At 54.8% G+C, this 24,314-nt stretch carries 24 protein-coding genes and 1 tRNA gene; 14 read left to right on the top strand and 11 right to left on the bottom strand.

Features of this window, described 5'->3' with window-relative positions; genetic code table 11:
• Window positions 1-2: 2 nt before the first annotated feature.
• The gene (gene carA, locus GS632_RS04575) at window positions 3-1,169 is read right to left on the bottom strand and encodes a glutamine-hydrolyzing carbamoyl-phosphate synthase small subunit (RefSeq protein WP_171721357.1); all 1,167 of its coding nucleotides are present in this window, start codon (window positions 1,167-1,169) and stop codon (window positions 3-5) included.
• Window positions 1,170-1,352: 183 nt separating this feature from the next.
• Here carA and GS632_RS04570 point away from each other — a divergent pair, with 183 nt between their 5' ends.
• Window positions 1,353-1,838, top strand: coding sequence for a GatB/YqeY domain-containing protein (locus GS632_RS04570; protein ID WP_171174673.1), 486 nt, complete (start codon window positions 1,353-1,355; stop codon window positions 1,836-1,838).
• Window positions 1,839-1,859: 21 nt separating this feature from the next.
• Here GS632_RS04570 and GS632_RS04565 read toward each other — a convergent pair whose 3' ends face one another.
• The 3 genes from GS632_RS04565 to ctaD all read right to left on the bottom strand — a co-directional run bounded on the left by GS632_RS04565 (window position 1,860) and on the right by ctaD (window position 4,776).
• Window positions 1,860-2,351, bottom strand: a complete 492-nt coding sequence (locus GS632_RS04565; RefSeq protein WP_171237396.1) for a DUF2244 domain-containing protein — start codon at window positions 2,349-2,351, stop codon at window positions 1,860-1,862.
• 44 nt (window positions 2,352-2,395) lie between these two features.
• Window positions 2,396-2,995 (bottom strand): 2-hydroxychromene-2-carboxylate isomerase, encoded by a 600-nt coding sequence (locus GS632_RS04560; protein ID WP_171237397.1) that lies wholly within the window; start codon window positions 2,993-2,995, stop codon window positions 2,396-2,398.
• A 122-nt stretch (window positions 2,996-3,117) separates the two neighbouring features.
• A complete protein-coding gene (ctaD, locus tag GS632_RS04555) occupies window positions 3,118-4,776 on the bottom strand; it encodes a cytochrome c oxidase subunit I (protein ID WP_171089416.1) in 1,659 nt (552 codons plus the stop codon).
• A gap of 305 nt (window positions 4,777-5,081) precedes the next feature.
• Between ctaD and GS632_RS04550 the strand changes: the two genes are divergently transcribed.
• Window positions 5,082-5,498 carry an HIT family protein gene (locus GS632_RS04550; RefSeq protein WP_171174666.1) on the top strand — a complete coding sequence of 139 codons (417 nt, stop codon included), beginning with the start codon at window positions 5,082-5,084 and terminating at the stop codon, window positions 5,496-5,498.
• A 390-nt stretch (window positions 5,499-5,888) separates the two neighbouring features.
• Here the strand turns inward: GS632_RS04550 and lipB are convergent, their stop codons facing one another.
• Both lipB and GS632_RS04540 read right to left on the bottom strand, forming a co-directional pair.
• Window positions 5,889-6,545 (bottom strand): lipoyl(octanoyl) transferase LipB, encoded by a 657-nt coding sequence (lipB, locus tag GS632_RS04545; RefSeq protein WP_171237398.1) that lies wholly within the window; start codon window positions 6,543-6,545, stop codon window positions 5,889-5,891.
• Window positions 6,546-6,584: 39 nt separating this feature from the next.
• Window positions 6,585-7,244 carry a DsbA family oxidoreductase gene (locus tag GS632_RS04540; RefSeq protein WP_171237399.1) on the bottom strand — a complete coding sequence of 220 codons (660 nt, stop codon included), beginning with the start codon at window positions 7,242-7,244 and terminating at the stop codon, window positions 6,585-6,587.
• A 141-nt stretch (window positions 7,245-7,385) separates the two neighbouring features.
• Here GS632_RS04540 and GS632_RS04535 point away from each other — a divergent pair.
• From GS632_RS04535 to GS632_RS04505, 7 genes are all read left to right on the top strand, one after another.
• Window positions 7,386-7,472: transfer RNA gene (locus GS632_RS04535), tRNA-Leu, on the top strand.
• Window positions 7,473-7,710: 238 nt separating this feature from the next.
• Window positions 7,711-7,929, top strand: coding sequence for a hypothetical protein (locus GS632_RS04530; protein WP_171619263.1), 219 nt, complete (start codon window positions 7,711-7,713; stop codon window positions 7,927-7,929).
• On the top strand, window positions 7,881-9,215 hold the full coding sequence (locus tag GS632_RS04525) for an FkbM family methyltransferase (RefSeq protein WP_171721418.1): 1,335 nt from the start codon (window positions 7,881-7,883) through the stop codon (window positions 9,213-9,215). The genes GS632_RS04530 and GS632_RS04525 overlap by 49 nt, the downstream gene beginning before the upstream one ends.
• A gap of 259 nt (window positions 9,216-9,474) precedes the next feature.
• The gene (locus GS632_RS04520) at window positions 9,475-11,349 is read left to right on the top strand and encodes a glycosyltransferase family 2 protein (RefSeq protein ID WP_171721358.1); all 1,875 of its coding nucleotides are present in this window, start codon (window positions 9,475-9,477) and stop codon (window positions 11,347-11,349) included.
• Window positions 11,350-11,457: 108 nt separating this feature from the next.
• Entirely contained in the window at window positions 11,458-12,129 is a 672-nt protein-coding gene (locus GS632_RS04515; protein ID WP_171174651.1) for a class I SAM-dependent methyltransferase, read from the top strand.
• Window positions 12,130-12,151: 22 nt separating this feature from the next.
• Window positions 12,152-13,204 carry a glycosyltransferase family 2 protein gene (locus GS632_RS04510; protein ID WP_253284423.1) on the top strand — a complete coding sequence of 351 codons (1,053 nt, stop codon included), beginning with the start codon at window positions 12,152-12,154 and terminating at the stop codon, window positions 13,202-13,204.
• A 26-nt stretch (window positions 13,205-13,230) separates the two neighbouring features.
• On the top strand, window positions 13,231-15,132 hold the full coding sequence (locus GS632_RS04505) for an ATP-grasp fold amidoligase family protein (RefSeq protein WP_171721359.1): 1,902 nt from the start codon (window positions 13,231-13,233) through the stop codon (window positions 15,130-15,132).
• Window positions 15,133-15,175: 43 nt separating this feature from the next.
• On the opposite strand, the gene GS632_RS04500 is transcribed toward GS632_RS04505, so the two are convergent.
• Entirely contained in the window at window positions 15,176-15,478 is a 303-nt protein-coding gene (locus tag GS632_RS04500; RefSeq protein ID WP_171174647.1) for a DUF6476 family protein, read from the bottom strand.
• On the opposite strand from GS632_RS04500, the gene GS632_RS04495 reads away from it, so the two are divergent.
• Together GS632_RS04495 and rpoH are read left to right on the top strand one after the other, a co-directional pair.
• Entirely contained in the window at window positions 15,477-16,514 is a 1,038-nt protein-coding gene (locus tag GS632_RS04495; protein WP_171721360.1) for an RluA family pseudouridine synthase, read from the top strand. The two genes, GS632_RS04500 and GS632_RS04495, sit on opposite strands and share 2 nt — an antisense overlap.
• Before the next feature lie 142 nt (window positions 16,515-16,656).
• Window positions 16,657-17,553, top strand: a complete 897-nt coding sequence (rpoH, locus tag GS632_RS04490) for an RNA polymerase sigma factor RpoH (protein ID WP_171237406.1) — start codon at window positions 16,657-16,659, stop codon at window positions 17,551-17,553.
• 44 nt (window positions 17,554-17,597) lie between these two features.
• On the opposite strand, the gene GS632_RS04485 is transcribed toward rpoH, so the two are convergent.
• On the bottom strand, window positions 17,598-18,677 hold the full coding sequence (locus tag GS632_RS04485) for a fasciclin domain-containing protein (protein WP_171721361.1): 1,080 nt from the start codon (window positions 18,675-18,677) through the stop codon (window positions 17,598-17,600).
• Window positions 18,678-18,937: 260 nt separating this feature from the next.
• On the opposite strand from GS632_RS04485, the gene GS632_RS04480 reads away from it, so the two are divergent.
• From GS632_RS04480 to GS632_RS04470, 3 genes are read left to right on the top strand one after another with little or no spacing between them, the layout of a single operon-like run.
• Entirely contained in the window at window positions 18,938-19,912 is a 975-nt protein-coding gene (locus GS632_RS04480) for a Gfo/Idh/MocA family protein (RefSeq protein ID WP_171237408.1), read from the top strand.
• A 58-nt stretch (window positions 19,913-19,970) separates the two neighbouring features.
• A complete protein-coding gene (locus GS632_RS04475) occupies window positions 19,971-20,240 on the top strand; it encodes a DksA/TraR family C4-type zinc finger protein (protein WP_171237409.1) in 270 nt (89 codons plus the stop codon).
• Between the two features lie 13 nt (window positions 20,241-20,253).
• Window positions 20,254-21,129, top strand: a complete 876-nt coding sequence (locus GS632_RS04470; RefSeq protein ID WP_171721362.1) for a DMT family transporter — start codon at window positions 20,254-20,256, stop codon at window positions 21,127-21,129.
• Here GS632_RS04470 and GS632_RS04465 read toward each other — a convergent pair whose 3' ends face one another.
• From GS632_RS04465 to GS632_RS04455, 3 genes are all read right to left on the bottom strand, one after another.
• Entirely contained in the window at window positions 21,130-22,950 is a 1,821-nt protein-coding gene (locus tag GS632_RS04465; RefSeq protein ID WP_171174632.1) for a M3 family oligoendopeptidase, read from the bottom strand.
• Window positions 22,951-23,059: 109 nt separating this feature from the next.
• A complete protein-coding gene (locus GS632_RS04460) occupies window positions 23,060-24,010 on the bottom strand; it encodes an alpha/beta hydrolase (protein ID WP_171174630.1) in 951 nt (316 codons plus the stop codon).
• Window positions 24,010-24,300: an SCP2 sterol-binding domain-containing protein gene (locus GS632_RS04455; protein WP_171174628.1), complete on the bottom strand. Its 291-nt coding sequence runs from the start codon at window positions 24,298-24,300 to the stop codon at window positions 24,010-24,012. Before GS632_RS04455 ends, GS632_RS04460 begins: the two co-directional genes overlap by 1 nt.
• Between the last annotated feature and the right edge of the window lie 14 nt (window positions 24,301-24,314).

The raw sequence follows: 24,314 nt of genomic DNA, 5'->3' as shown, positions 1-24,314 counted from the left end.
AGTTATGCGCTCTGTTTTTTCTTTTCCATGGCGTCAGCGAAACGCTCGAACAGATAGAAACTGTCCTGAGGCCCGGGGGATGCTTCCGGGTGATACTGCACCGAATAAACGGGCCGATCTGTCATGCGAATCCCGCAGTTCGACCCGTCAAACAAAGATTGGTGGGTTTCCACAACGCCATCGGGCAGAGACTGAGCATCAACCGCAAAGCCGTGGTTCATCGAAGTAATCTCAACCTTGCCGGTATCCAGATCCTTGACCGGATGGTTGGCGCCGTGGTGGCCGTGGTTCATCTTGACTGTCTGACCGCCCAAGGCCAGTGCCAGCATTTGGTGGCCGAGGCAGATGCCGAAAACAGGCAGATCGGTGGTCTCCAGTACCTCTTTGATCATAGGCACAGCGTATTCTCCGGTCGCTGCCGGATCGCCGGGGCCATTCGACAGGAACACTCCATCAGGCTGATGGGCAAGCACCTCGGCGGCAGTGGCTGTTGCGGGCAGTACCGTTACATCACACCCAGCTGACGCAAGACAACGCAGGATGTTGCGCTTTGCACCATAGTCGACGGCCACAACCTTGTGCACCGGGGCTTCCTGACGCTGATGCCCGTCAGGCCAGGCCCAACGCATTTCGTCCCAGCGATAGCTTTGAGCACAGGTCACATCCTTGGCCAGATCCATGCCCTCCAGACCGGCAAACCCACGGGCGGCTGCAACCAGTGCCTCGATGTCGAAATTGCCTTCGGGGTTATGGGCCAAAGCAACATGAGGTGCGCCTTGTTGACGGATAGCACGTGTTAAACGGCGGGTGTCGACGCCGCCGATCGCGATCCGTCCGCGACGGGCCAACCAGCCTTTGAGCTCCTCGGCCGATCGCCAGTTCGAGGGCTCGGTCGGATCCCATTTTACAACCATGCCTGCAGCAACCGGGTCGCCGGTTTCATCATCTTCGGGGTTCACGCCGACATTGCCGATATGCGGGAAGGTGAACGTCACGATCTGACCGGCGTATGACGGGTCTGTCATGATTTCCTGATAGCCTGTCATGGCTGTGTTAAAGCACAGCTCGGCCACAGTCTGCCCGGTGGCGCCAAAGCCATTGCCATAAAACAATGTACCATCGGCCAATGCCAGACATGCGGTGGGCTTGGACGGGGCGTTCTGGGCCATGGCGCGACTCTCCTTCAAGGTAAACCGGCGCATACCTAAGGGGGTTAGGCGCGTGGGTCAAGCCTGTTCAAATTTTTGGCTATTGTTGTTTTTCAAAGACTTAGATGTAATGGCTTCCTGTTGTATCAGGCTTTTTGTTTAGATATGGTCGGGGTTCCGTTGTCATGGGGATGGACAAACCAAATGGACATGCGATCACGGGTGAACACAGCCCTGAAGCAAGCAATGAAAGACAAAGCGGCCGAGCGTCTGTCGACGTTGCGGTTGATCAACGCGGCTATCAAGGACCGTGACATCGCCGCGCGCGCCTTGGACAATGAAGAGGCCAAGGGTTGCGGCGATGCTGAGGTACTTGAAATCCTTGGTAAAATGACAAAGCAACGCAAAGAAAGCGCCCGTGCCTATGAAGAAGGCGGCCGTTTGGATTTGGCCGAACGCGAGATGCAGGAAGTTGCGGTCATCGAGGAATTTCTGCCCAAGCAGCTGGATGATGACGAGGTGTCAAAGGCGATTCAGACTGCGATCACCGCAACCGGGGCCGGATCCATCCGAGACATGGGTAAAGTCATGGGCGAATTGAAGACTCGTTACACCGGACAGATGGATTTTGGCAAAGTTGGCCCGATGGTCAAAGATCACCTTTGCGCAGCGTCAAACGGCAACTGCTGAAAAAACAAAATGAACGATGACCTACTGCGCGACCCGTTCGCGCAGTCTTGTGCTTAGTTCGTCATAAAGCGTTATCCGCTCATCTTCCGATAAAAACGAACCGATCTCGACCTCGCGCCCATCACCGACAAGCGTGACATAGTGAGGGACGGGTCCACCTTTCTCGTGCATTTCCGTCCTTGCCCAAAAGCGATTGCAGGACCATTCCTGTTGGTCTTTGCCGGGTGTGTAATGCACCAGATGCGCTTGCGTATCAGACAGCGTCAGAACCTCGAAAACGCTGCGTGCGCGATAGTTGGTCTGAATGGCCAGCCAAAGGCCAAATACCGTGATCAGAAGAAAGGGTAACAGCCCCCACAGAACCACAGACCCCAGCATGGCCAGCAACGGGATCAGGCCAAACATGAACACCGAAAGTATGGTGATAAAAGCTCCGCGCGGAGGCAGAGAGTTATGCGGCCAAAGGCGAAGCTCTTGTTCCGTTTCGGATGTCTGATTCCATGTATACGGCATATCGCGAACATAGCGCAGGACTGTCTTGTGTCGACGGGTTTTGACTAGATGACGTGACCGACACGCGCCCAGGACAGGGCATCGTCCAAACGGTCATCTCCCCAGAACACTTCTTGGCGGACGACAAAACTTGGGGCGCCGAATACGCCCAGCTTCATAGCTGTTTCTGTTTCGGCTTCAAGCGCTGCGGTGACGTCATCACTGCGCGCCCGTCCCAGCGCCAACCTGGGGTCTTGCTGGCATCGTAAAAGGGCTTCGGACAAGGCGTTCTCGCTTCCGGCTTCAATCCCTTCTTCGAACCAGATACGGTACAGCGCCTGGGTAAAGGATTTACCCCAACCTTCAATCATTCCCAGCACGGCGACCTGATTGGCCAGAGCCAGATCTGAGACAGGGTAGGGCGCAGGCAGGTTGGCGTGAATGTGGTACTTGGCGCAGCGGCGTTCGATATCGCGCCACATATAGGCCGATTTGACCGGCTTTCCGGCAAAAGGAGTGTTCTGTTGGGTCGACATCACGGTACGCACGTTAAACGGCCGCCAGTTCACTGTGGCGTCATGTTCGGCGCACCACTCGTCCAGACGCATCACGGTTAGGTAGCTATAAGTACTGCCGATCGAGTACCAAAAGTCGATTTCAGGCATAGACGACCCTCCGGCTGTCTTGCACTGATATAATACCCGATTTTGTCCTGATTGGCGAACGTCGGGTCCGCGCAAAGAAAAACCCCGCCACTTGGGCGGGGTTTCTTTGGATCGGAATGGGATCAGTGCGCGTGGCCTTTGTCCCAGTCTTCCTGCTTTGGCAGTTGCTCGAACGTGTGTTCAGGCGGTGGCGATGGCAGGGTCCATTCCAGTGTGTCGGCGTATTCGTTCCATGGGTTCGGACGGGTCTCTTTTGCGCCACGGAACAAAGCGTAGAACACGATGCCGAAGAACAGCAGGAACGAAGCGAACGATATGAACGCGCCAATCGACGATACGAAGTTCCACTGAGCGAACGCTTCGGGGTAGTCAATATAGCGGCGCGGCATGCCTTGACGGCCCAGGAAGTGCTGCGGGAAGAAGGTCAGGTTGGCGCCAATGAAGAACATCCAGAAGTGAACCTTGCCCCAGAACTCGGAATACTGACGGCCTGTCATCTTCGAGAAGTAGAAGTACACGCCAGCGAAGATCGCGAAGACGGCACCCAAGCTCATCACATAGTGGAAGTGTGCCACCACGTAGTAGGTGTCATGATAAGCACGGTCGACACCGGCCTGCGACAGAACCACACCGGTCACACCACCAACGGTGAACAGGAACAGGAAGCCGAAGGCAAACAGCATCGGAGTTTTGAACTCGATCGAGCCGCCCCACATGGTCGCAATCCACGAGAAGACCTTAACGCCAGTCGGAACAGCAATAACCATCGTTGCCAGCATGAAATAGGCCTGCTGACGCAGCGACATGCCAACGGTGTACATGTGGTGCGCCCACACAACGAAGCCCAGAACACCGATCGCGATGATCGCCCAAACCATCGGCAGGTAGCCAAAGATTGGCTTGCGCGCGAAGGTAGCGATCACGTGGCTGATGATGCCGAAACCGGGCAGGATCACGATGTACACTTCCGGGTGGCCGAAGAACCACAGGATGTGCTGATACAGGATCGGGTCACCGCCACCGGCAGGGTCAAAGAAGGTGAAACCAAAGTTGCGATCCATCAGCAACATGGTGATCGCGCCTGCCAGAACCGGCAGCGACAGCAGAATCAGCCACGAGGTGACGAAGATTGACCAGCTGAACAGCGGCACCTTGAACAGGGTCATGCCCGGGGCACGCATGTTCAGGAAGGTGGTGATCATGTTGATCGCGCCGAGGATCGAGGAGGCGCCCGATACGTGCACGGCGAAGATCGCAAGGTCCATGGACATGCCGCCCTCGGTCGTGGACAGCGGCGGGTACAGAACCCAGCCTACGCCTGAACCAAGCTGGTCGTTACCACCGGGGCTGAGCAGCGAGGCCACACCCAGAGAAGTACCGGCGACGTAAAGCCAGAAGGACAGGTTGTTCATCCGCGGGAACGCCATATCCGGCGCGCCGATCTGCAACGGCATGAAATAGTTGCCAAATCCGCCGAACAGGGCGGGAATGACCACGAAGAACATCATCAGAACACCGTGATAGGTGATCATAACGTTCCAAAGATGCCCGTTGGGGGTACATGGGTCGGCCATGAAGCCTTCCAGACACATGTACTGAACGCCCGGGTGCATCAGCTCGAGCCGCATGTAAACGGTCATCGCCACCGAGATCAGACCGGCTAGGGCCGATACGATCAGGTACAGAATCCCGATGTCCTTGTGGTTGGTCGACATGAACCAGCGCTGGAAAAAGCTGCGCTCGTCTTCATGGTCGTGACCATGAATGGCTGCGTCTGCCATTATAGGTGCCTCCTGTTGCAACTGCACCGCGCAGTCGGACCTCTCCAACGCGCGGGATTCCTGCTGGTTTTAGATTGCGAAGAGGGCACCTTCAATGGCCGAGTTTGATCTGGATCAAGATTAATTGTCGCGGGCAGGGGGTTGCCGCGCGATTTTCAGGCCTCGAACGGCATCTATCTGGGAATGCTTGCCCGGTTTTCAAGCCGTAGATGGTGGCCCGCAAGGGCGTTTGGCAGAGTTCCGCCTTGACCGTCATGGGCAGGCGTCTCAGAACTACGCCAACACCCGCAATCCGGAGACCAAATATGGCTGACTACGATCCCGACAACATCTTTGCCAAAATCCTGCGCAATGAGATCCCCTCGACCCGCGTGTTCGAGGATGATGAGACGTTGGCCTTCATGGATATCATGCCGCGTTCGGACGGTCATTTGCTGGTGATACCCAAATCGCCGTGCCGCAATGTGCTGGACGCCACGCCCGAGCAACTGGTTGCCGTGATGAAGACGGTGCAGAAAATGGCACAAGCAGCGAAGGCGGCATTTGATGCAGACGGAGTGACGATCCAACAGTTCAACGAAGCCGCAGGCGGGCAGGAAGTTTTCCACTTGCACTTCCATGTCCTGCCGCGTCATGAAGACGTGTCGATGCGCCCGCCCGGAAAGATGGGTGATTTCGACCAGATCGCGCAGCACGCCGAAAAGATCAAAGCCGCATTGTAAAGCTGAGTTTCAGTTATCCGCCGTAACGAATTTCGGACCTACACCCCATCAAAGGGCGCGGCGTTTACGCGCGTATCAATCAGGGGAAAGAGAATTGCCGTTCCGATTTGGGGTCGGAACGGCAGACTCGTAACAAAACACTTCTCGGATTTCGAGGGCGAACCCTGGATCACCGGTTAACATACCACTCACTCTTGATTGGCAGTTTCATACTACTCGTTAACGGCTCCTTTGTATCTAGTTGAGTTAAATAATGTCTAAAAAAAACGATAAACCCGGCTTAAACACGGTTAATTGCTTCAGGCGTCGGAAACAGAGCTAACCGCTTGAGCGTATTGTTTTGAAGCTCGCATGATATCACCGATTCGCTTTGCTGAGATACAGGGTGGCTCACCCGTCATTCGAACCAAAGACATCTACAAATGTCTTCTCTAACGCGGCATCAAGATCAGCCATGGTCACAGGAAGCCCTAGATCGACCAGAGAGGTCACGCCGTATTCGCTGATCCCGCAGGGGACGATTCCCGAGAAATGCTCCAAATCGGGTTCGACGTTGACCGAGATGCCGTGAAAGCTGACCCATTTGCGCAGGCGCAGACCAATGGCTGCGATCTTGTCTTCCGCTGCCTTGCCCGTCACCGTGAGCGGCTTGTCGTCCCGCCGAACCCAAACTCCAACGCGTCCGTCGCGGATCTCGCCGTGTACATTGAATTCAGCCAGGGCCGAGATCACCCAGGTTTCCAATTGCTTTACAAACTGGCGCACATCCCGTCCGCGTTTGTTGAGATCCAGCATGACATAAGCCACACGCTGACCCGGTCCGTGATAGGTGTATTCACCGCCACGTTTGCTTTCATAGACCGGAAACCGATCAGGATCGGTTAGGTCCTCGATCTTGGCTGAGGTGCCGGCAGTATACAGGGGCGGATGCTCCAGCAGCCAAACGCATTCTTCAGCGTTGCCGCGTGCGATTTCGGCAACGCGGGCCTCCATGAAGGCCACGGCGTCGTCATAGCTGGTCAGACCATCGGTGATTTTCCATTCCATGCCGGCCTCATATCTGTGCAAAGCGGTCAGGGAAAGGGGTCAGGCGGCCTCGGACAGGCATCGTTGCAACATCTGAGCATAGGTTTCGGTTCCCTGTGCGCCGGTCAGCAGGTATTTTCCGCCAAACACCATGGACGGCACGCCGGAAATACCCCGGCTGGTCCAGAATTGCTGTTTCTCGCGCACGGGGCCCGTGTGTTGGCCACTCTCAAGCGCTTGCCGAGCAGCTTCCGCATCAAGCCCGACTGATCGAACGGCATCCAGCAAAACCTCGGAGTCCGAGACGTCCTTCTGCTGGGTAAAATTCGCATCAAACAGAGCAAGCTTCAGCGGGTGTTGCTGACCTTGCCCTTCTGCCCAATCCAGCAACTGATGTGCGGCAAACGTATTTACCATCCGGCTTTCGTCGCCGAAGTTGAACGTAAACCCCAGCTCTGCGCCAATCGAAGTGAGTCTGTCCCGCGCTTGCTGGCTTTGTTCGGCGGTGGTTCCGTATTTCTCCATGATATGCTCGCGCAGGTTTTGACCTTCGGGTGGCATATTCGGGTTCAGTTCGAACGGATGCCAGCGCAGCCGGGCCAAAACACCCATTTGCTGCAATGCTGTGTCCAATTGTTTAAAGCCAACAATGCACCACGGGCAAACCACGTCTGAAACGATGTCGATCTGTACAATGGGGCGGTTCTCGGTTGAGGTCATTTGCGGTTCCTGTCAGATCGGATGTGTGGTGATCATTCAGCTAGATAGGTCTGCTTCCGAGTAATTTAAACCAGAGCGTTTTTGCCTCTTCACATCGTGCGCGCCAACGTCTATACGCCGCTCTACCAAGTCACAGGTAGTGCGGTCGTGGCGGAATTGGTAGACGCGCAGCGTTGAGGTCGCTGTGGGGTAACACCCGTGGAAGTTCGAGTCTTCTCGACCGCACCAAACTCACAAAACACGCCAGTCTGATAATCACTCCGTCGGCTAAACTATCCTTGTTGGATGGTTTCCTTGGGATGTTTCGCGTGATGATCCGAACATCAGATATTAGGCGTGGTGTTAATTGGGCGTAGAACTTTCCTTGGCAGTCTGCTTTGTCTAAGGCGCTTGCTGCGCGCATTGCGGGCCGCAAAGAGTCCTTGATGGTTCAATGCAAGTATGACTAGATGAAAGGGTGATCTGGATGGAAACTGATCAAGTTGGCGAGGTCAAACTTCGGGATACGGCGCTAAGATTTCACATCTCTAATCCCCGTGATCATATCCAGCGTCGACATCTTTCTGGCCATCTGTACGAGTTGGAAGAACTGCTTCTCATCGAGAAGAATTTCCCGGCCGGGGCGTTTTTTGTGATATCGGATCAAACGTCGGAAACCATTCCGTTTTCGTTGGGAAATTTCTGAATCCTTCCAAAATTGTGCCATTCGAACCGAACCCGGTTGCGTGCGACATCCTCAAAAAAAACATCGCATTAAATGAACTCGAGTCAGTGTCGGACTTGTCCTGTGTCGAGTTTTGCGTGTCCGATGACGGCATAGTTGGCTTCACAATTGACTACCCAGTCAACAACCTGGGTGCGGGCCGGGTGAGTTCTCAAAGCGATGGTCCAAGTATCCGTCTTCGCCCAGGCGACGACATGATGCCAGAGAAAGTCGATTTTATTAAAACCGATGTGGAGGGAATGGAGTTAAACGTTCTCAGGGGGTTACGGGAAACTCTCTCGACAAGCCGCCCGGATATTCTGGTTGAAGTTCTTCAAGGTACTTACGAGGATGCGCTTGAATTACTGCATTCGCACGGGTACCGCGTTTTGCATTCGATACGACGGTATGGTGTCAACCTTAACCTTTTGGCGCGCCCGCAAGAACGTGCTCTGTACGGTGTAGGTGCATGGGCAGATAGTGCTGCCACGCAAGCTTTGAGCAAACAGATCCATCCAGAACACAAAAAACGGACGATGTTCGTGTTTCGCACTCATAAGTGGACCGAGAACGAAGCCCGGCTTTATTCTATCTGGAAGAAAGCGGCTCCGGGACCTGTCTGTGTTGTATATGATGCCACAAATTCTGCACCGCCTGATTTACCCGATGAACAGGTTTTACGCGTCGACCAGACCTGGATTGAAGAAAATCAGCTGCTCGACATAAACAAGGTTGGTTGGCGGTTTGGTGACTACGCGCTGTATCGAGCGATGCAGGCCGCGCCTGACATTGATTACTTTCTGATTTCTGACAACGATCTGCTTCCGAACTGGCCGGACCTCAGGGACTTTTTTGCCGAGCTTGAGGCCTGTGATCAGGACTTGCTGACATCTGTACTGGTCGGAGCAGGGCCGCGTCGAATGGCGTCGATGCAGCATGAGATGTTTGATCAGTTTTCTCAAAAGATGTCCTGTCGTTTCGGGATATTGCGGGCAAGCCGCCGACTTGTGGAAAGTGCTCACGAATTCCGCAAGAAATATGCAGACGCAATGCGGCAAAAACTGATGCGGCCGTTTGCAAATGATGAAGCGCTGTTTGCTACGCTGGCGAGCAATCCAAAAGGTTATAGCGCTTCGACATTTGACGATGCCTTGCCAGGCGGTGTCACAAACTTGCTGTTGCGTGACGCCCAAAGCCCTGTTCCGATTGAAGGCGTTGAATACCGTACCATCGCGCGCACATTTGCTCATCCGGTCACCATCGGCTGAACCGTCAGCGCGCTTAATGCTTCGTACCCAATCAGTGTGAAGCTGTGTAAAAACTTCACTGCGCCGGGGCGGGCAGTTCTTTTCGTGCGATCTGAATGGTGGAGGCCAAGTAGATCGACGCTTGAGCGGTTTCTCTGACGCTCTTGAAAAGGGCTGTTGGGGGACGTAACAAAACCAAGCGCTTAGTTGGATCTGCGCTCGGTCGCAGCAAGCTAAATCGTACCGAGGTTTTGCGGTCAACAGTCACGGGATAATGAAAATGAGACTTGTCGTATCCACGATGAAAGACGAAGGGCCGTTTATTCTTGAGTGGATCGCTCACTATCTCTCGATCGGTTTTACGCATTTTATCGTTAACTCGAATGATTGTTCGGATGGGACGGATGCCATCCTGAAAAGGTGCGAAGAGCTTGGGTTCCTGGCGCATATTGATAATCCGGCTCCGTGGAAATTCGGACCTCAGGCATCGGCCTATGCCAACGCAATGCAACATCCCTGGTCATCCGAGGCCGAGTGGATTCTCGTGTGTGACGTGGACGAGTTTCTGGATGTCCGTATCGGGGACGGTACGCTGGACGACTTGTTTCGCGCTTTGCCACATGCTGATGGGTTTGCGGCACTGTGGCAGATGTTCGGGCACAACGGGATTGTTGAATTCGAGGACCGGTTCGTTGTTGAGCAGTTCACGCGTGCGGGCGAGCTGGGGATGGTCATGCCGCAGAATGTGCGCGCATTTAAGTCTTTGACCCGCAACAACGGGTCCTATCACGCGATCAATACACACCGCCCGCGCGGTCCTGTTCGGGGCAAGGCCGAAAATTTTGCTTGGGTGGATGGTGACGGAGATCCTCTGCCGCCTGCCATGCGTCGGCGAGGCTGGGCGTACACGACAACAGGAGCAGCCTTCGGAACCACGTTGTTCCGAATGAACCACTATGCCGTCAGATCTATCGAAAGCTATTTGATGAAACGGCTTCGAGGGGATGTGAACACAACGGCTTTTCACCCAAAGATGGAAGCGACGGGGCGGGCCTACTGGCACATGCACTGCTTTAATGTGGTCGAAGAGCGGTCGATCCTGACAAAGCTGAGCCGCCTACGTGAGTTTCACACACGTTTGTATGAAGACAACGTATTGAGAGACCTTCATGAAAACGCAGTGAAGTTTCACAAGTCCAAGATTGCCACGATACGTGAAACAGAAGCTGCCAAGGGCTTTGTTCAGAGGTATCGGAACTTTCGCAGCGGGCAGTATCTAAAAGCTCTGGATCTTGGTGTTCTGGAAGAAGCAAATGCTTCATTTGACATTGAGATGTACAAAGACCCAGAGGTTAGTTTTGCTCAGGTCGCCAAGTGGAACCGGATTGGTCAAATGGCAATTGCCGGAAACGCCAAGTCCATGAATTATCCGTGGTTTGTTCGCCTGGATTCCCTGGAAACGCCTTTGGATTTTGAACAAGCGGCGGCAGAACATTCCAAGATCACAGATCCAAAGCAGGTCGATCTACCGTTTGATCCCAAAGATACTGATTTGTTGCCGTCGCCCGCCAAAGAAGTCAAGCGAACGGCGAAGCAACGTCAGAAATTCCTCAAGTCGATCAGCGGCAAGAAGTCTTGGGTGCTGATTGGTCAGGTCGAAACAGAAATCGTGCAGGAAATCCTGGATTTGGGAACTGTGGCGCAACTGACAATTATTGCGCCTTGGGGCTTGTCGTGGAACGGGTTTGCTTGTGTGGACACAACGCAAGACGCTGATTTGCAGGCGCTTGACCGTGCATTTTATGCATTTCTCGAGTATTTCCGCGAACCCATTCTGTCGGGAAAGCTGCGTGTATACCGGGCGATGCCAGCCTTGATGCTGAAACTGTTCGAGGATCAAAGCGTTGGCGTCGTGATCATTCGAGGCGTCCGGGCAGAGCGTGTGATGCTGCAGCTACTGAGGCGAATAGACAGGGTTTTGGCACCAGGTGGAAGCATTGCTTTTACGTCTTATAGACGCGGCAAAGGTTCGTACTCGGGCTTGTCCGCAGCAATTAACAGGTTTCTTGCGGGCAACGCTGCCAGCTATAGGATCACCAGCCTGGAACCACCGTGGCTTGGGATCGACAAATTACCTCCGCTCAATAAAGAATAAGCCAAGCTTCTGGCTCTTGCGCGGCTGACATGGTAGCGATCAAAAAAAGAATAAGGCTGGATGGACGCTGTTCGGTAGTGCCCGCCGCATAAGCAGAACGAGGTTGAGATGGCAAACGAACCCCAAATCATCGGTGCCGTGCCGGGGCATAAGGAAAAGCCTAAAGCCGACAAGGTTACCAAGCGCAAGAATACCAAGGAAGCGATCCGCCGCACGTTCTTGTCGCGCCTTCCCAAAGGGGGCGTAGCAGTTGAGATCGGTGTTTGGCAGGGTGAGTTCTCTCCGACCATTTTGAAACTGCTTGAGCCCAGTCAGCTGTTTCTTATCGATCCGTGGAAACACATCGGGGAAGAGTCGCACACCACTGCGTTTGTCGGCCGAACCGAAGATGAAAAGATGGAGGCCATCTTCCAGAAGGTGGTCAAATCTTTTGAAAAAGAGATCGAAGAAGGCAAGGTTGGCATTATCCGAGACTTTTCTGTCCCTGCGCTCGAATTGTTCGATGACGAAAGCATTTCGTTTGCCTATGTCGATGGCGACCACTCCTATGAAGGCGTGACTGCCGACCTCGTGGCGCTGTTTCCCAAGATCAAGCCCGGCGGGATCATGGCCTTTGACGATTACCACCGTCGCGGATGGTGGGGTGACGGCGTGATCCGTGCGGTGAATGAGTTTCTGGGCAAACATCCACGTGCCCTGCGTATCCGGGCTATTGCCGGCGCTCAGATCGCCATCGAAAAGATTGTGCCGCAGGATGACAGTAAAGGGCAAACTGGCTAAGCGGTAGGATTGAGTGACAACGATGGTCAAGCCTGAAAAAATTCTCATCACTGCGATGAAGAACGAAGGGCCCTATATTTTGGAATGGGTCGCCCATCACAAGGTGTTGGGGTTCGACAGAATAATCGTCTACACAAATGACTGTACGGACGGCACAAACCAAATACTGCGCCGTTTACAAGACTTGGGCCATGTCGAGTTTCACAAAAATCGCGTTGGAACAGGCGGTATTCATCGTTCCGCCCTTAGGCAGGCGCGCCGTTTGCCAGTGGTGAAAAACGCCAAATGGATTCACGTGGGCGATGCGGATGAATTTCTGAATATCCACGTTGGTAATCACAAAGTTGATGATCTGATCGAAGCAACGCCCGGTGTCGACGTCATCTCGATCCCGTGGAAGATTTTTTCCAACAACGGTCGACATGTGTTGCGCGATATGCCCATCACGCAGCAGTTCTTTGATGGTGAGTTGGACTATGAACAGGGCGGGGCCGGGCGCCGATTTGTAAAATCCATGTTTCGACAGGGCGATGTGTATCTACGCTATGGATTGCACAACCCTCATCCCAGAGCCGAGTTTCAGGCGGCCGTCTTCAGGTCGGTCCCCGGTGGCCACGCAAAGGAACCGGCACCCTTCGGCAATCACGTCTCACCTCCGTTTGGTTTCGAAGTCGCGCAAATCAACCATTATGCGGTTCGGTCCACCCAGGCTTATCTGGCCAAGCGCAGCCGGGGCAGGGCGAACCACTCGTCTCAGACCCTTGGAACGGACTATTGGGATCGCTGGAACCGAGGTGGTGCGCAGGACGCAACGATCTTGCGATACAAGGATGAGGTAGACGCCGTGTTGGAAGAGTTCCGCGCAGATGACCGACTCAAACGGTTACACAGAAAATCGTTCCGTTGGCATAAGGCACTGATTAACGATCTTCTGAAGCAACCTGACTATCATGAACTGTACCAGAAACTGCTCGCCAAACCGGCTGTGGAATTCGTCAAGAAGGACCGTACTGTGCGGGAACGACTTTCAGCAGAGCCCATTCCTGTGCCCGATGAACATCGATCAGAATCCTAACAGACCCCCCCTCGGAGAATATTGAAATGGCTGCGGATCGCTCTCTGCCGACGATTGGGATGCTCTGGATGGAAGGGCGTCTGAGTTTTCTGGAACAGATGTGCATGTTGTCCTTTGTCGAACAAGGGCACAGAGTGGTTCTGTTTCACTACGGGCAGGTGGAAAACGTGCCTTCTGGTGTCGAATTGGTATCTGCCAACGAGGTGCATGAGCCGAAACAGTTCATTATGAACAATCAATTCAAAACACCTGTACCGCAATCTGACATTTTCAGACTTCAGTTGATGAAAAAGACGGACTTCCTGTGGTGTGACACGGATGTTGTGGCGCTGGCTTCGATCCCAAAAATAGATCATATCTTTGGCTATTACAACCGAGACACGATTTGCAATGCTGTGATGCGGCTGCCAGCCGACAGTCCGGCGCTAGACGCGTATATCGACTACAGCAAGGACCCGTACCCCATCCGCCCTTGGGTTGAAGGAGAAGAACGGGAAGAGCTGGAGCGCATGAAGAGTGCTGGAGAGTTGCCGCACGCTTCAGATCAGGAACACAGTGTTTACGGTCCGGGCGTTATGACCTGGTATCTGCGTCAACACGATGAGTTGAAGCATGCCAGCCCAATCCCCGTGTTTTATCCGCTACCGTTCCGTCAGGCAGGGCAAGCCAACGACATTCACGTTCGAGAATTCAGAGAGACCTATATCAAGGAAAATACTCTTGCCGTGCATTTGTGGGGCCGCCGAATGCGGTGGTGGATCGCCAATGGGATCAAACGGCATTCCTTCCTCGACAGGCGCCTGCGGAACTTAGGCATCCGCGCCAGCGATGCGCCTTTGCCGCGCCATGGCAGAAAAGGACCCAAGCCGATCGAGTTTCCGGCAAATTTGCCTGGGCTTCGCGCAACAACCGAAGATATTCGAAAGGCTACGGGTGGGGCAATGTCAACGGCCTTGCTGTCCGACCGGGAAGACTATCTGAAGGCAGCACAGGCCGAGTTGGACAAGATCACTGCTGGCAATCTCTTTGGTGTAAACGACCCACCGCCTCAGGGGTTTTTGCGAGGCTGGGATCACTACCGCAGCGATGCAGCGCGGCTGAATACGCTCGCATTGGCTATGTTCAATTTCGCCGAAAGCCATCGCCATCTACCCGATCTCTGTGACCCAAGCACATTTATGGAAAAGCTGTTGGTCATGAAGCTTTTGGGGGCTGTCCCACAAGCGTTCATCGCCGACAACGACATGGCTTTTGAAAGGCTGCCGGATCGCCTGACCGTGCCTAAGCGAGTGTGGCATGCACATGTTCCGGGCTTGCCGGACAAGCTTGAATGCGAGCCTGGGCAGTATAGCCTGAAAGGCTCAGCCAGCGCATCGCACCAGATTTCTCTGTCGCTTCCAATGGACGATGCTAAGCGTAATGAGGCGAACGCTCAGATGGCGGCGTGGCACAAGACCAAAACGCCAGAGGGTTTTTGGACCGGTGATTGGTGGCGCGTTACCAGCAAGCCATCCTATTGGATCGAACAAGATCAGAATGTTGGTGAACAGTCTGTCACTGAATGGCAGTTCTGGGTCATTGCGGGGTGCGTGACTTTGGTGCAGGTAGATCGAGACAGCGCGCGCGGACGCATTCAGATGTTACACGACCGCGACTACAATTATCTGGCGCATGAGCTTTTTTTCCCTAGCAGTTCGGATACAGAGCCGAAGCCTGCGCAATTCAATGACATGATTCAGATCGCTGAAACCCTGGCAAAAGATGTCGAATTTGCCAGAATAAAATTGTGCTTGGTCGGGGAAAAGATCTGCTTGCGCGAAGTTGCTTTGTCTCCAACTGCGGGAAAGCAGAAGATACGCTCAGATGCGCTGGACCAGCAATTGGGCGCTGCATGGGTCGGAACATCTTTGTTTCCAAACGCCAGTTAGCCTGCGTTAAAAATCCAGTAGGCGGATCAAATGTTGCTCAGGCTCATTCAACAGCAATCTCTTGGCGCAGCTTTCCGGTCGTTTTGTCAAAGATCAGAACACGGTTGTCGTCCGTGACAACTGCATACCAGTTAGAGCCGATGGTCAGCGCCTGGGCCTTCGCACCGTCCGGCAACTCGATCTGATCCGGAAGGGTGGGGGTGCGGTCCGATAGGCGGATGACAATCAGGGCGAATGTCACTAGAACCCCGCCAATCATCACCGCGGTCAACAACATGACCATCCGCCGCAGCAATCGCAGCTGCGGTGTTTCCTGCGGTTCTTGGGGTTCGGAAGGGACAGTCATGGGCACCCGCCAGATTGAGTTTCAGATCGCGGCTGATCCGCCGTCACGCCTTGATAAGGCGCTTTCGAGGGATGTGCCAGACGGTGAAAACCTGTCGCGCACCAGGTTGGCGCGTCTGATCGAAGAGGGTGCGGTTCAGATCGACGGGCGCGAAGCACGTGACCCTAAGGCAAAAGTCTCGGAAGGAGCACATATTACCATCGTCGTGGCCGAGGCCGAAGACAGCCATATCGGCCCCGAAGACATCCCGCTTGAGGTTGTCTTTGAAGATGCGGACGTAATCGTTGTGAACAAGCCCGCAGGCATGGTCGTGCATCCCGCGCCGGGTTCGCCAAGCGGCACTCTGGTGAACGCGTTGCTGCACCATTGCGGGGATGATCTGTCAGGTGTTGGTGGGGTAAAACGTCCGGGCATCGTGCATCGGATCGACAAGGAAACCAGTGGCCTTTTGGTGGTGGCAAAATCGGACGCTGCACACCACGGCCTGGCCGAGCAATTCGCAGCCCATAGTGTCGAACGGTATTACCGCGCCGTGTGCTACGGAGTGCCGGACGCAAACGATCCACGTTTGCGCGGTGTCAAAGGCGTCAGTTTCGAACCCGGCAAAATCATGCGCGTGACCACGCAGCTTGCGCGGCACAAGACAGACCGTCAGAGGCAGGCGGTTCTGTTTCACGGGGGGCGCCACGCAGTAACGCGTGCACGGGTTGTTGAGAGTTTTGGTACACCCGCAGGGCTGGCCTTGATCGAATGCTGGCTGGAAACCGGACGCACCCATCAGATCCGTGTGCATATGGCTCATGCAGGGCATGGGCTGGTCGGAGACCCAGTTTACGGCGGCAAGCGCAAGCTGTCTGCCAAGGCGTTTTCGCTTTCGGCTGCTGAATCTGTCCGCGATTTCCCGCGTCAGGCCCTTCATGCAGCGGTTTTGGGCTTCGAACACCCGGTGACCGGCGAAAACCTGCGGTTCGAAGCTGACCTGCCGCAAGATATGAAATCCCTGATTGCAGGGCTGCGCAAACCAGTGTCACAATAAGCAAAGTCCCGTGAGAAAGAGTTTCTTATCTTCCCTTAACAGAAGTTTAATTTCAGACTGATAACAGCACCTCTTGAATAGGCAGGGTTCCTTACCCATATCCTATGTTAAAGACTTAAACATTTGTCGGAGGGACATCATAATGGCAAACTACGCAAATCTCCCCGCACCGACGCCCGAGGGCGGCCTGAATCGCTATATGCAGGAAATCCGCAAGTTTCCCCTGCTGGAGCCGGAAGAAGAATACATGCTGGCCAAGCGCTGGGTCGAAGAGCAGGACACCGAATCCGCGCATAAGATGGTGACATCTCACCTGCGTCTGGCGGCCAAGATCGCTATGGGCTATCGCGGCTATGGCCTGCCTCAGGCCGAAGTGATTTCCGAGGCAAATGTGGGCCTGATGCAAGCGGTCAAACGGTTTGATCCTGAAAAAGGCTTCAGGCTGGCGACCTATGCCATGTGGTGGATTCGCGCCTCGATTCAGGAATATATCCTGCGGTCGTGGTCGTTGGTAAAGCTGGGTACAACCTCGGCTCAGAAAAAGCTGTTCTTCAACCTGCGCAAGGCCAAGGCCCGTATCGGCGCTTTGGAGGAAGGCGACCTGCGTCCTGAAAACGTCAAGCAGATCGCCAATGATCTGGGTGTGACCGAAGAGGAAGTCATCAGCATGAACCGCCGTATGTCCGGTGGGGATGCCTCGCTGAACGCGACCGTTGGGTCCGAAGGCGAGGGCACGATGCAATGGCAGGATTGGCTGGAAGATGAAGATGCCGATCAGGCGGGTGACTATGAGGCGCGCGATGAATTGGAAGCCCGCCGCGAGTTGCTGACCGCAGCACTGGATGTTCTGAACGATCGGGAAAAGGACATCCTGACCCAGCGCCGGTTGATGGATCAGCCGGTGACACTGGAAGAGCTGAGCACGCAGTACAACGTCAGCCGCGAACGTATCCGTCAGATCGAGGTGCGCGCGTTTGAAAAACTGCAAAAGAAAATGCGGGATTTGGCCCGTGAAAAAGGCATGCTGGCAACCAGCTGACCGAAAAACCAGCCCGCAATCTCTGCGGGCTGGTTTGTTTCGCTTCAAACGAAAACAAAATCGTCTTCAGAGAGCTGACCTGGGCGAACACCAGTCAGTACGATGCTGTCGCCATCGTCCAATTCAATCTCTGTGCGCAAGAACCCACCAGAGATGTCGTCTTCGATATCTTCATAGCTGGTAATCCCGTCATATCCGGACAGATCAATCTTGTCTTTGCCAGCGCGAAAATCGAGGATCAAGTCGTCCCCACCTCCGTTCTCCATGACGAAAGTATCCTTGCCGCGTCCGCCGATCAGGATGTCATCGCCAGCACCGCCATCGATCAGGTCAGCGCCGCGACCTCCGTAGATTTTATCGTGGCCATCATCGCCGCGCAAAATATCCTTGCCGCGCCCGCCAAAAACGATGTCATTCCCGTCGCCGCCAAGGGCTACGTCATTGCCTTTACCCGCTTTGATAACATCGCGACCACCACCGCCATGGATGTAATCCTGACCCTTCCCGGTGAAAATGAACTCGTCAGTGTCATCACCCAGAATGAAATCGGTATTTTTCTGACCCAGTATGCTTGATACCGATACCGGAAGCAGCACGCCGTCCAGCACGTGAATGATCCCATTGGACGCATCCACGTCAAATGCAACCAGGTTTGGGTCAGTAATAGCAGCGTCCGCATCAACCAAGCTCGGTGGTGACGTTTCCAGGTTCAGTTCAAGAGATGATCCCAGAAGGGTGTTAATCTCAGCACCGTTACCCAGCGCAACCACGGCGTCTTTGGTGAATTCTCCGTCAACCACATGGTACTTGAGGATATCGGTCAGCAAGGGCAAAGGATCTCCGCCACCAAGAAGCGTGAGTGCCTTGACGATAAAATTCAGCGCTTCCGCCTCGTCATCGCCCGTGAAGCCAAGGGTTTGGGCCAAATTTATGAACGCTGAATCCTTTGGTGCGAAGACCGTCAAATCCACTTCAGGGCTATCCAATGTTTCGACCAGCCCTGCTGCAATCGCTGCTTCACGCAATATGTCAAAGTCATCCGGGTTGTCGTCAAAGGTGCCCGGCGCGCCGCTGTTCAGGACAATCCCGGTTATGGTTTGCTGATCCTTGGTTGTCGTCTGCATATCCGTCGTTTTTGGTTTCTCCCACCCAATTGGTTACGTCTGATCAAGACAAGCGGCAGACCTAATTGCGCTGCACACCTGTCGATATGTTTGCTACGGGGCAGACACGGAAACGGATCAGGAAAAGTGAATAAGTGGCGGCGGGCCAGCTTGTATGCTACGGGAAAGGCGTGCTTTATTTCGATGACATTTTGAAAGCGTCACATCGTGTATTGTTGCGATGATCGAACAAATTGGCGTGGACAAATAGGGAGGGCGCGATGCAAAAACCTGTTCAGTTTGGCGTTTTGGGGGCCGCGAAATTTGCGCGGGAATATATGGCGCCAGCGATCCATTCCGCCAACGGCGCGCAGTTGGCGGCCCTGGCGACCTCTGATACGGCAAAGGCGGATCCTTTTCTGTCTTTTTGCCCTGACCTCCAAGTTCACAACAGTTACGACGCGTTGTTGGCGGACCCAGGGATAGACGCAATCTACATCCCTCTGCCCAATCATTTGCACGTCGAATGGAGCCTGAAGGCCCTTGACGCTGGCAAGCATGTGCTATGCGAAAAGCCGATGACTATGCGCGCAGATGAGTTTGACGCGTTGATCGCCAAGCGCGACCAAACCGGCCTGCTTGCGGCCGAAGCTTACATGATCGTGCATCACCCCCAATGGCAATTGGCCCGTGATCTGATTGTGGATGGGGCCATCGGGAATTTGGTGCATGTGACCGGTGCGTTCAGTTTTGACAATCGGGCGGATACCGGGAACATCCGTAACCGCGCTGAAACCGGCGGCGGCGGTCTGCGGGATATCGGCGTCTATGTGATCGGCGGTGCACGCTTTGCCACCAGGGAAGAGCCCGTGTCCGTACAATCTGCAATCCGTTGGCAGGATGACATCGATGTCTTTACGGAAATCCGGGCCCAGTTCCCGGGGTTCACCTATTCCGCCTACGTATCCATTCGCGCGCACCCTCATCAGGAAATGGTGTTCCACGGCGAGCAGGGCCTGATCCGCCTGACAACCCCTTTCAATGCCCGAGTGTTCGGCGAGGCACGAGTCGAGCTGCACCGTCCAGGGCTAGAGGTTCAGATCACCCGTTTCCCAGGAGCGGATCACTACAAACTACAGGTCGAAGCGTTCTGCCGTTCGGTCCGCGAAGGGCTGGACTATCCCTGTCCACTGGAGTTTTCGCGCGGCACGCAAGAGATGATCGACCGCGTATTTGACGGCGCAGAGCCGCTGTAACTTGCTAAGCGACGGCGGGACCAGCTATCGTATCCTCCTGTGTTTCAGGAGGTGAGTCATGGCCGGAGGTTGGGCGCGTGACGGCGCGGTAAGCGAACAGATCGAAGCGTCGATTTCGGATGAGCTGGCGCGGATGCAGGCACAAAAGCGGCCTGTGGGGGAAAGCCGGACACATTGTGCGGAATGCGAAGAACCCATTCCCGAAAAGCGACGCATCGCACTGCCGGGCGTCAAACTTTGCCTCGATTGCCAGCAAGAACGCGATGGCGCGTTCAAATTGAGGGGTGGAGTGAATCGTCGAGGTTCGAAAGACAGTCAGTTGAAGTAATCGGAACAAAGCGATGCTCAGCTCCAAACTGACGCAAAATGGTCTGGTTCTGGGGTTCCTGGCAGCGTTCCTTTGGGGCACGCACAGCGTTATTGTACGTTATCTCACCAGCGATCTGGGCGGGCTGCAAATCGCTGTAACACGTCTGTTTGTCGCCGCTCTGGCGATCTATTGCATGTTACGTGTGATGCGGGTTTCAGTATCGATTAAGTTGGGCGATTGGAACTTTCGGCTCGCAGTCTTGTCGACGGTGATCAACTACATCCTATTCCATGTTGGCCTTGAATACACAGGCGCGGCAAGTGCCATGGTATTGGAGAATACTGCTCCGTTCTTTGTTCTGATTTTCTTGTATTTCTTTTCCGACACGCAGGTGACACGTGCAGATGTCTTTGCCACGGCGCTGGCAATTCTGGGTGTTTTCCTAACAGTTTACCGGGATTTTCAGGGCGGCGGAGACCCTTTTTATGGCGATCTTCTGGAAATCGGAGCCGGGCTAAGCTGGGCAGTGTTTCTAGTTTCCAGCAGCCGTGCAATGCGCAGCTCAAAATCAACAGAAGAGCGGTTGAACTTCCTTTTCGGTATTTTCCTGTGCGCGGGCGTGCTGTTGCTGCCGTTGGCAGCTTTTTTGTTTAAGCTGCCAACAGCCAACGACGTCTTGTTTTTGACCTTGTTAGGCGTCCTGCCTACCGCATTGGCCTATTACCTTTGGTATGAGGCGGCCGCTCGGGTTTCAACCTTGACAGCCACGTTGATGTTCGCGGCGTCCGTCGTATTTACTTTCATCAACTCAGCCTTGTTTTTGGGGGCCACAATCACTCCAATTGCGGCCCTTGGGGCTGTTTTGATTATCCTGGCCATATTCCTTACAACCAAGAACCAAAAATGATCAGCCTTCCATCGCCTCCAGCTCGTCGATAAAGCCAGAAATCATCGACAGGCCCTTGTCCCAGAACTTCGGGTCGCTCGCGTCCAATCCGAATGGGGCCAGCAGTTCCTTGTGATGCTTCGATCCGCCCGCGCGCAACATTTCGAAATACTTGTCTTCGAACCCGTCCGCTCCGCTTTCGTAAACCGAATAAAGCGCGTTCACGAGGCCATCACCGAAGGCGTAGGCGTAGACATAGAAGGGTGAGTGGACAAAATGCGGGATGTAGGCCCAGAAGGTCTCGTACCCGTCCATGAATTCAAATGCCGGGCCAAGGCTTTCGGCCTGAACGCTCATCCACAATGCGTTGATGTCATCCGGGGTCAGTTCGCCTTCGCGACGGGCCGCATGTAGCTTGCATTCAAAATCGTAGAATGCAATCTGGCGGACCACGGTGTTGATCATGTCCTCAACTTTACCGGCCAGCAGCACCTTGCGCTGTTCCGGGGTTTCGGCTTGATCCAGCATCTTGCGGAAGGTCAGCATTTCGCCAAAGACCGAGGCTGTTTCAGCCAGCGTCAGCGGGGTAGAGGACAGCATCTCACCCTGATCGGCGGCCAGCACCTGATGCACGCCATGGCCCAGCTCATGCGCCAGGGTCATCACATCACGTGGTTTGCCCAGATAGTTGAGCATCACATAGGGGTGGACATCAGTGACTGTCGGGTGCGCAAAAGCACCTGGCGCTTTGCCAGGCTTCACCGCCGCGTCGATCCAGCCCTTTGAGAAGAACGGCGATGCGATCTCGCCCATGCGTGGGTCGAAGGCATTGTAAGCGTCCATGACGGTCTTTTCGGCTTCGTCCCAATTGACGACGCGTGTGTCTTCCATGGGCAAGGGCGCGTTGCGGTCCCAGACCTGCATCACATCCAGACCGAGCCATTTGCGCTTCAGCTCATAATAACGGTGGCTCAGCTTGGGGTAGGCGGCCACAACTGCCTCGCGCAGCGCTTCGACCACTTCGGGCTCTACATCGTTTGACAAGTGACGCCCGGTCTGCGCGGTGGGCATTTTACGCCAGCGGTCGACGATTTCCTTTTCCTTGGCCTGTGTGTTGTGAACACGGGCAAAGGTTTTGATGTTGTCCTGAAACACCGATGCCAGTTCCCGCGCAGCCGCTTCGCGCTTAGAGCGATCCTGCTCGGTCAACAGGTTCAGGGTGCCTTCGATATTCAGCTCTTCGCCGTCAACGTCAAAGGTCAGTCCAGCTATGGTTTCATCAAACAGACGTTCCCACGCATCACCTACAACGCCCAGATCGTGCAGGAATTTTTCCAGCTCATCGGACAGCTGGTAAGGCTTCATCGCTCTGATGCGGCGGAAAACGGGCTCGTAGCGTGCCAAATCGGCATTGGCGTCGAAATGAGCCTTTAGCACATCGTCGTCGATACGGTTGAGTTCCAGAGTGAAAAAAACCAGCGGCGTGGTGAAAATCGTGATTTTTTCCTGCATGTCTGACAGGAACTTGGCGCGCTCGGAATCCGTGGTCAGTTGATAATAGCGCAGACCAGCAAAGGACATGATGCGTCCGGCAATGGAATTGATCTTTTCATTGCGCTGTACACAATTCAGCAAGCCGGCTGCGTCCAGCTCGGCCAGTTTGCCTTCGTAATCCGCGGCAAAGGCGCCGCATTCGCCTTCCAGCCAGCCCAGGTCACGCTCAAGCTCGGGCGCTTCTTCCGAGGTGTAGAGATCGCTCAGATCCCATTCCGGAAGGTTACCAAGGTTGTCGGCACCGCCCATTGCGTTTGCGTCACGGACGGGAAAGGGAAGGTCGCGCATGGATCACCTTTTGTAGATATCTTTTGCAAACATCTAGGGCCGGCGCGACCGGATCACAAGCGGACAGTCCTTTGAGTGGGCAAAGGGGCCGATCTTTTCAGCCCACGGCCTAGCCGGTTGGGTTGGACTGAAAATGCGCGGCCAGCTGATCCAGAACCGGACCGCGCACTTCCAGTGCCTCCATCAACACTTCATGCTCGCCATCCGGGATTTCGACAAGCGTGCCGTTTGGCCAGTTTTCCATACGTGTGCGTATCGCCTTGCGGTCGACGATCTGTTCGTGGCTGCCCAGAAAGGTCAGGCAAGGTGTGTCTGGGGCGGGGTGTTCCATCAGCCAGGTGCATTCGTCCAGCGACTCGCGCAGCCAAAGGTTTGAAGGCGCACCAAGCGCCAGTTCGGGATGGGCCTTTAGTTGATCCTGCATCATCTTAAACATCGCCGCATCGCGGGTCAGCATGTTGCCTTCAAACGGTTGCGACAGGACATAGCTTTCCAGGGTTGTGGTCGGAGGTGTCTTTTCACCAAGACCAAGCGCCGTACCCCAATAGGCTGTCACACGACTGAGGGGTTTCATAACCGGGGTGAAGAAAATACCCCACATCGGTCCGGTGAAAGCACAGGCGGCAAAGCACTTCTGCTCTATCACGGCGCGTAACCCAATAGCACCGCCCATTGAGTGCCCGATCACATGCCAGGGTTTCGGCAGATCCAGCGCACGGGCAAGATCTAGCGTCGCCTGAACGTCATGCTGGTAGTCTGTAAACTGATCGACATGGCCAATACGAGGGTTGTCCAGCAAACGGTCCGCCAGGCCCTGACCGCGCCAATCAACCGCCAGCATGGCAAAGCCGCGTTGGATGAACTCGGCTGCGGTGCTTCCGTATTTCTCGATATATTCGGTTCGACCGGGAAACATCAGCACCGTGCCATGCGCATCGCCTTCGGGTCGCCAATGACCCACACGGATTCGAATCTGGTCAGAAGTCATCAGCCAGTGGGCGCTCCCACCGGCGGGACCGCCGGCCACGTCTTCAAAAAAAGGGGCCGGCGTCAATTCCATCAGGCCAACACCGATGCGAGTTTCATAGCAACGCCCATGTCGCCATCAATGGTCAGCTTGCCCGACATGAACGCACCCGTAGGGTTCAGCTCACCGCTGAGGATTTGCTCGAACGTTTCGGCGTCAGCGCTCATTGTAACGTCCGCATCATCGTCACTGACGCGCGCGCCGTCTGCGTCCAACACGATTGCGCCCAGATCGGCGATAGCAAACTTGGCCGAGGCGTCGAATGCGCCGCCTTCCAGTTTTTCATTCAGCGCGGCTGCCGCCTTTTCAAGAATCTCGCTCATGCTTTTCCTCATTT

Source organism: Ruegeria sp. HKCCD7296 (assembly GCF_013110775.1).
In the GTDB taxonomy this organism is placed as follows: domain Bacteria; phylum Pseudomonadota; class Alphaproteobacteria; order Rhodobacterales; family Rhodobacteraceae; genus Ruegeria.
This window is presented reverse-complemented; position numbering and strand designations above follow the sequence as displayed.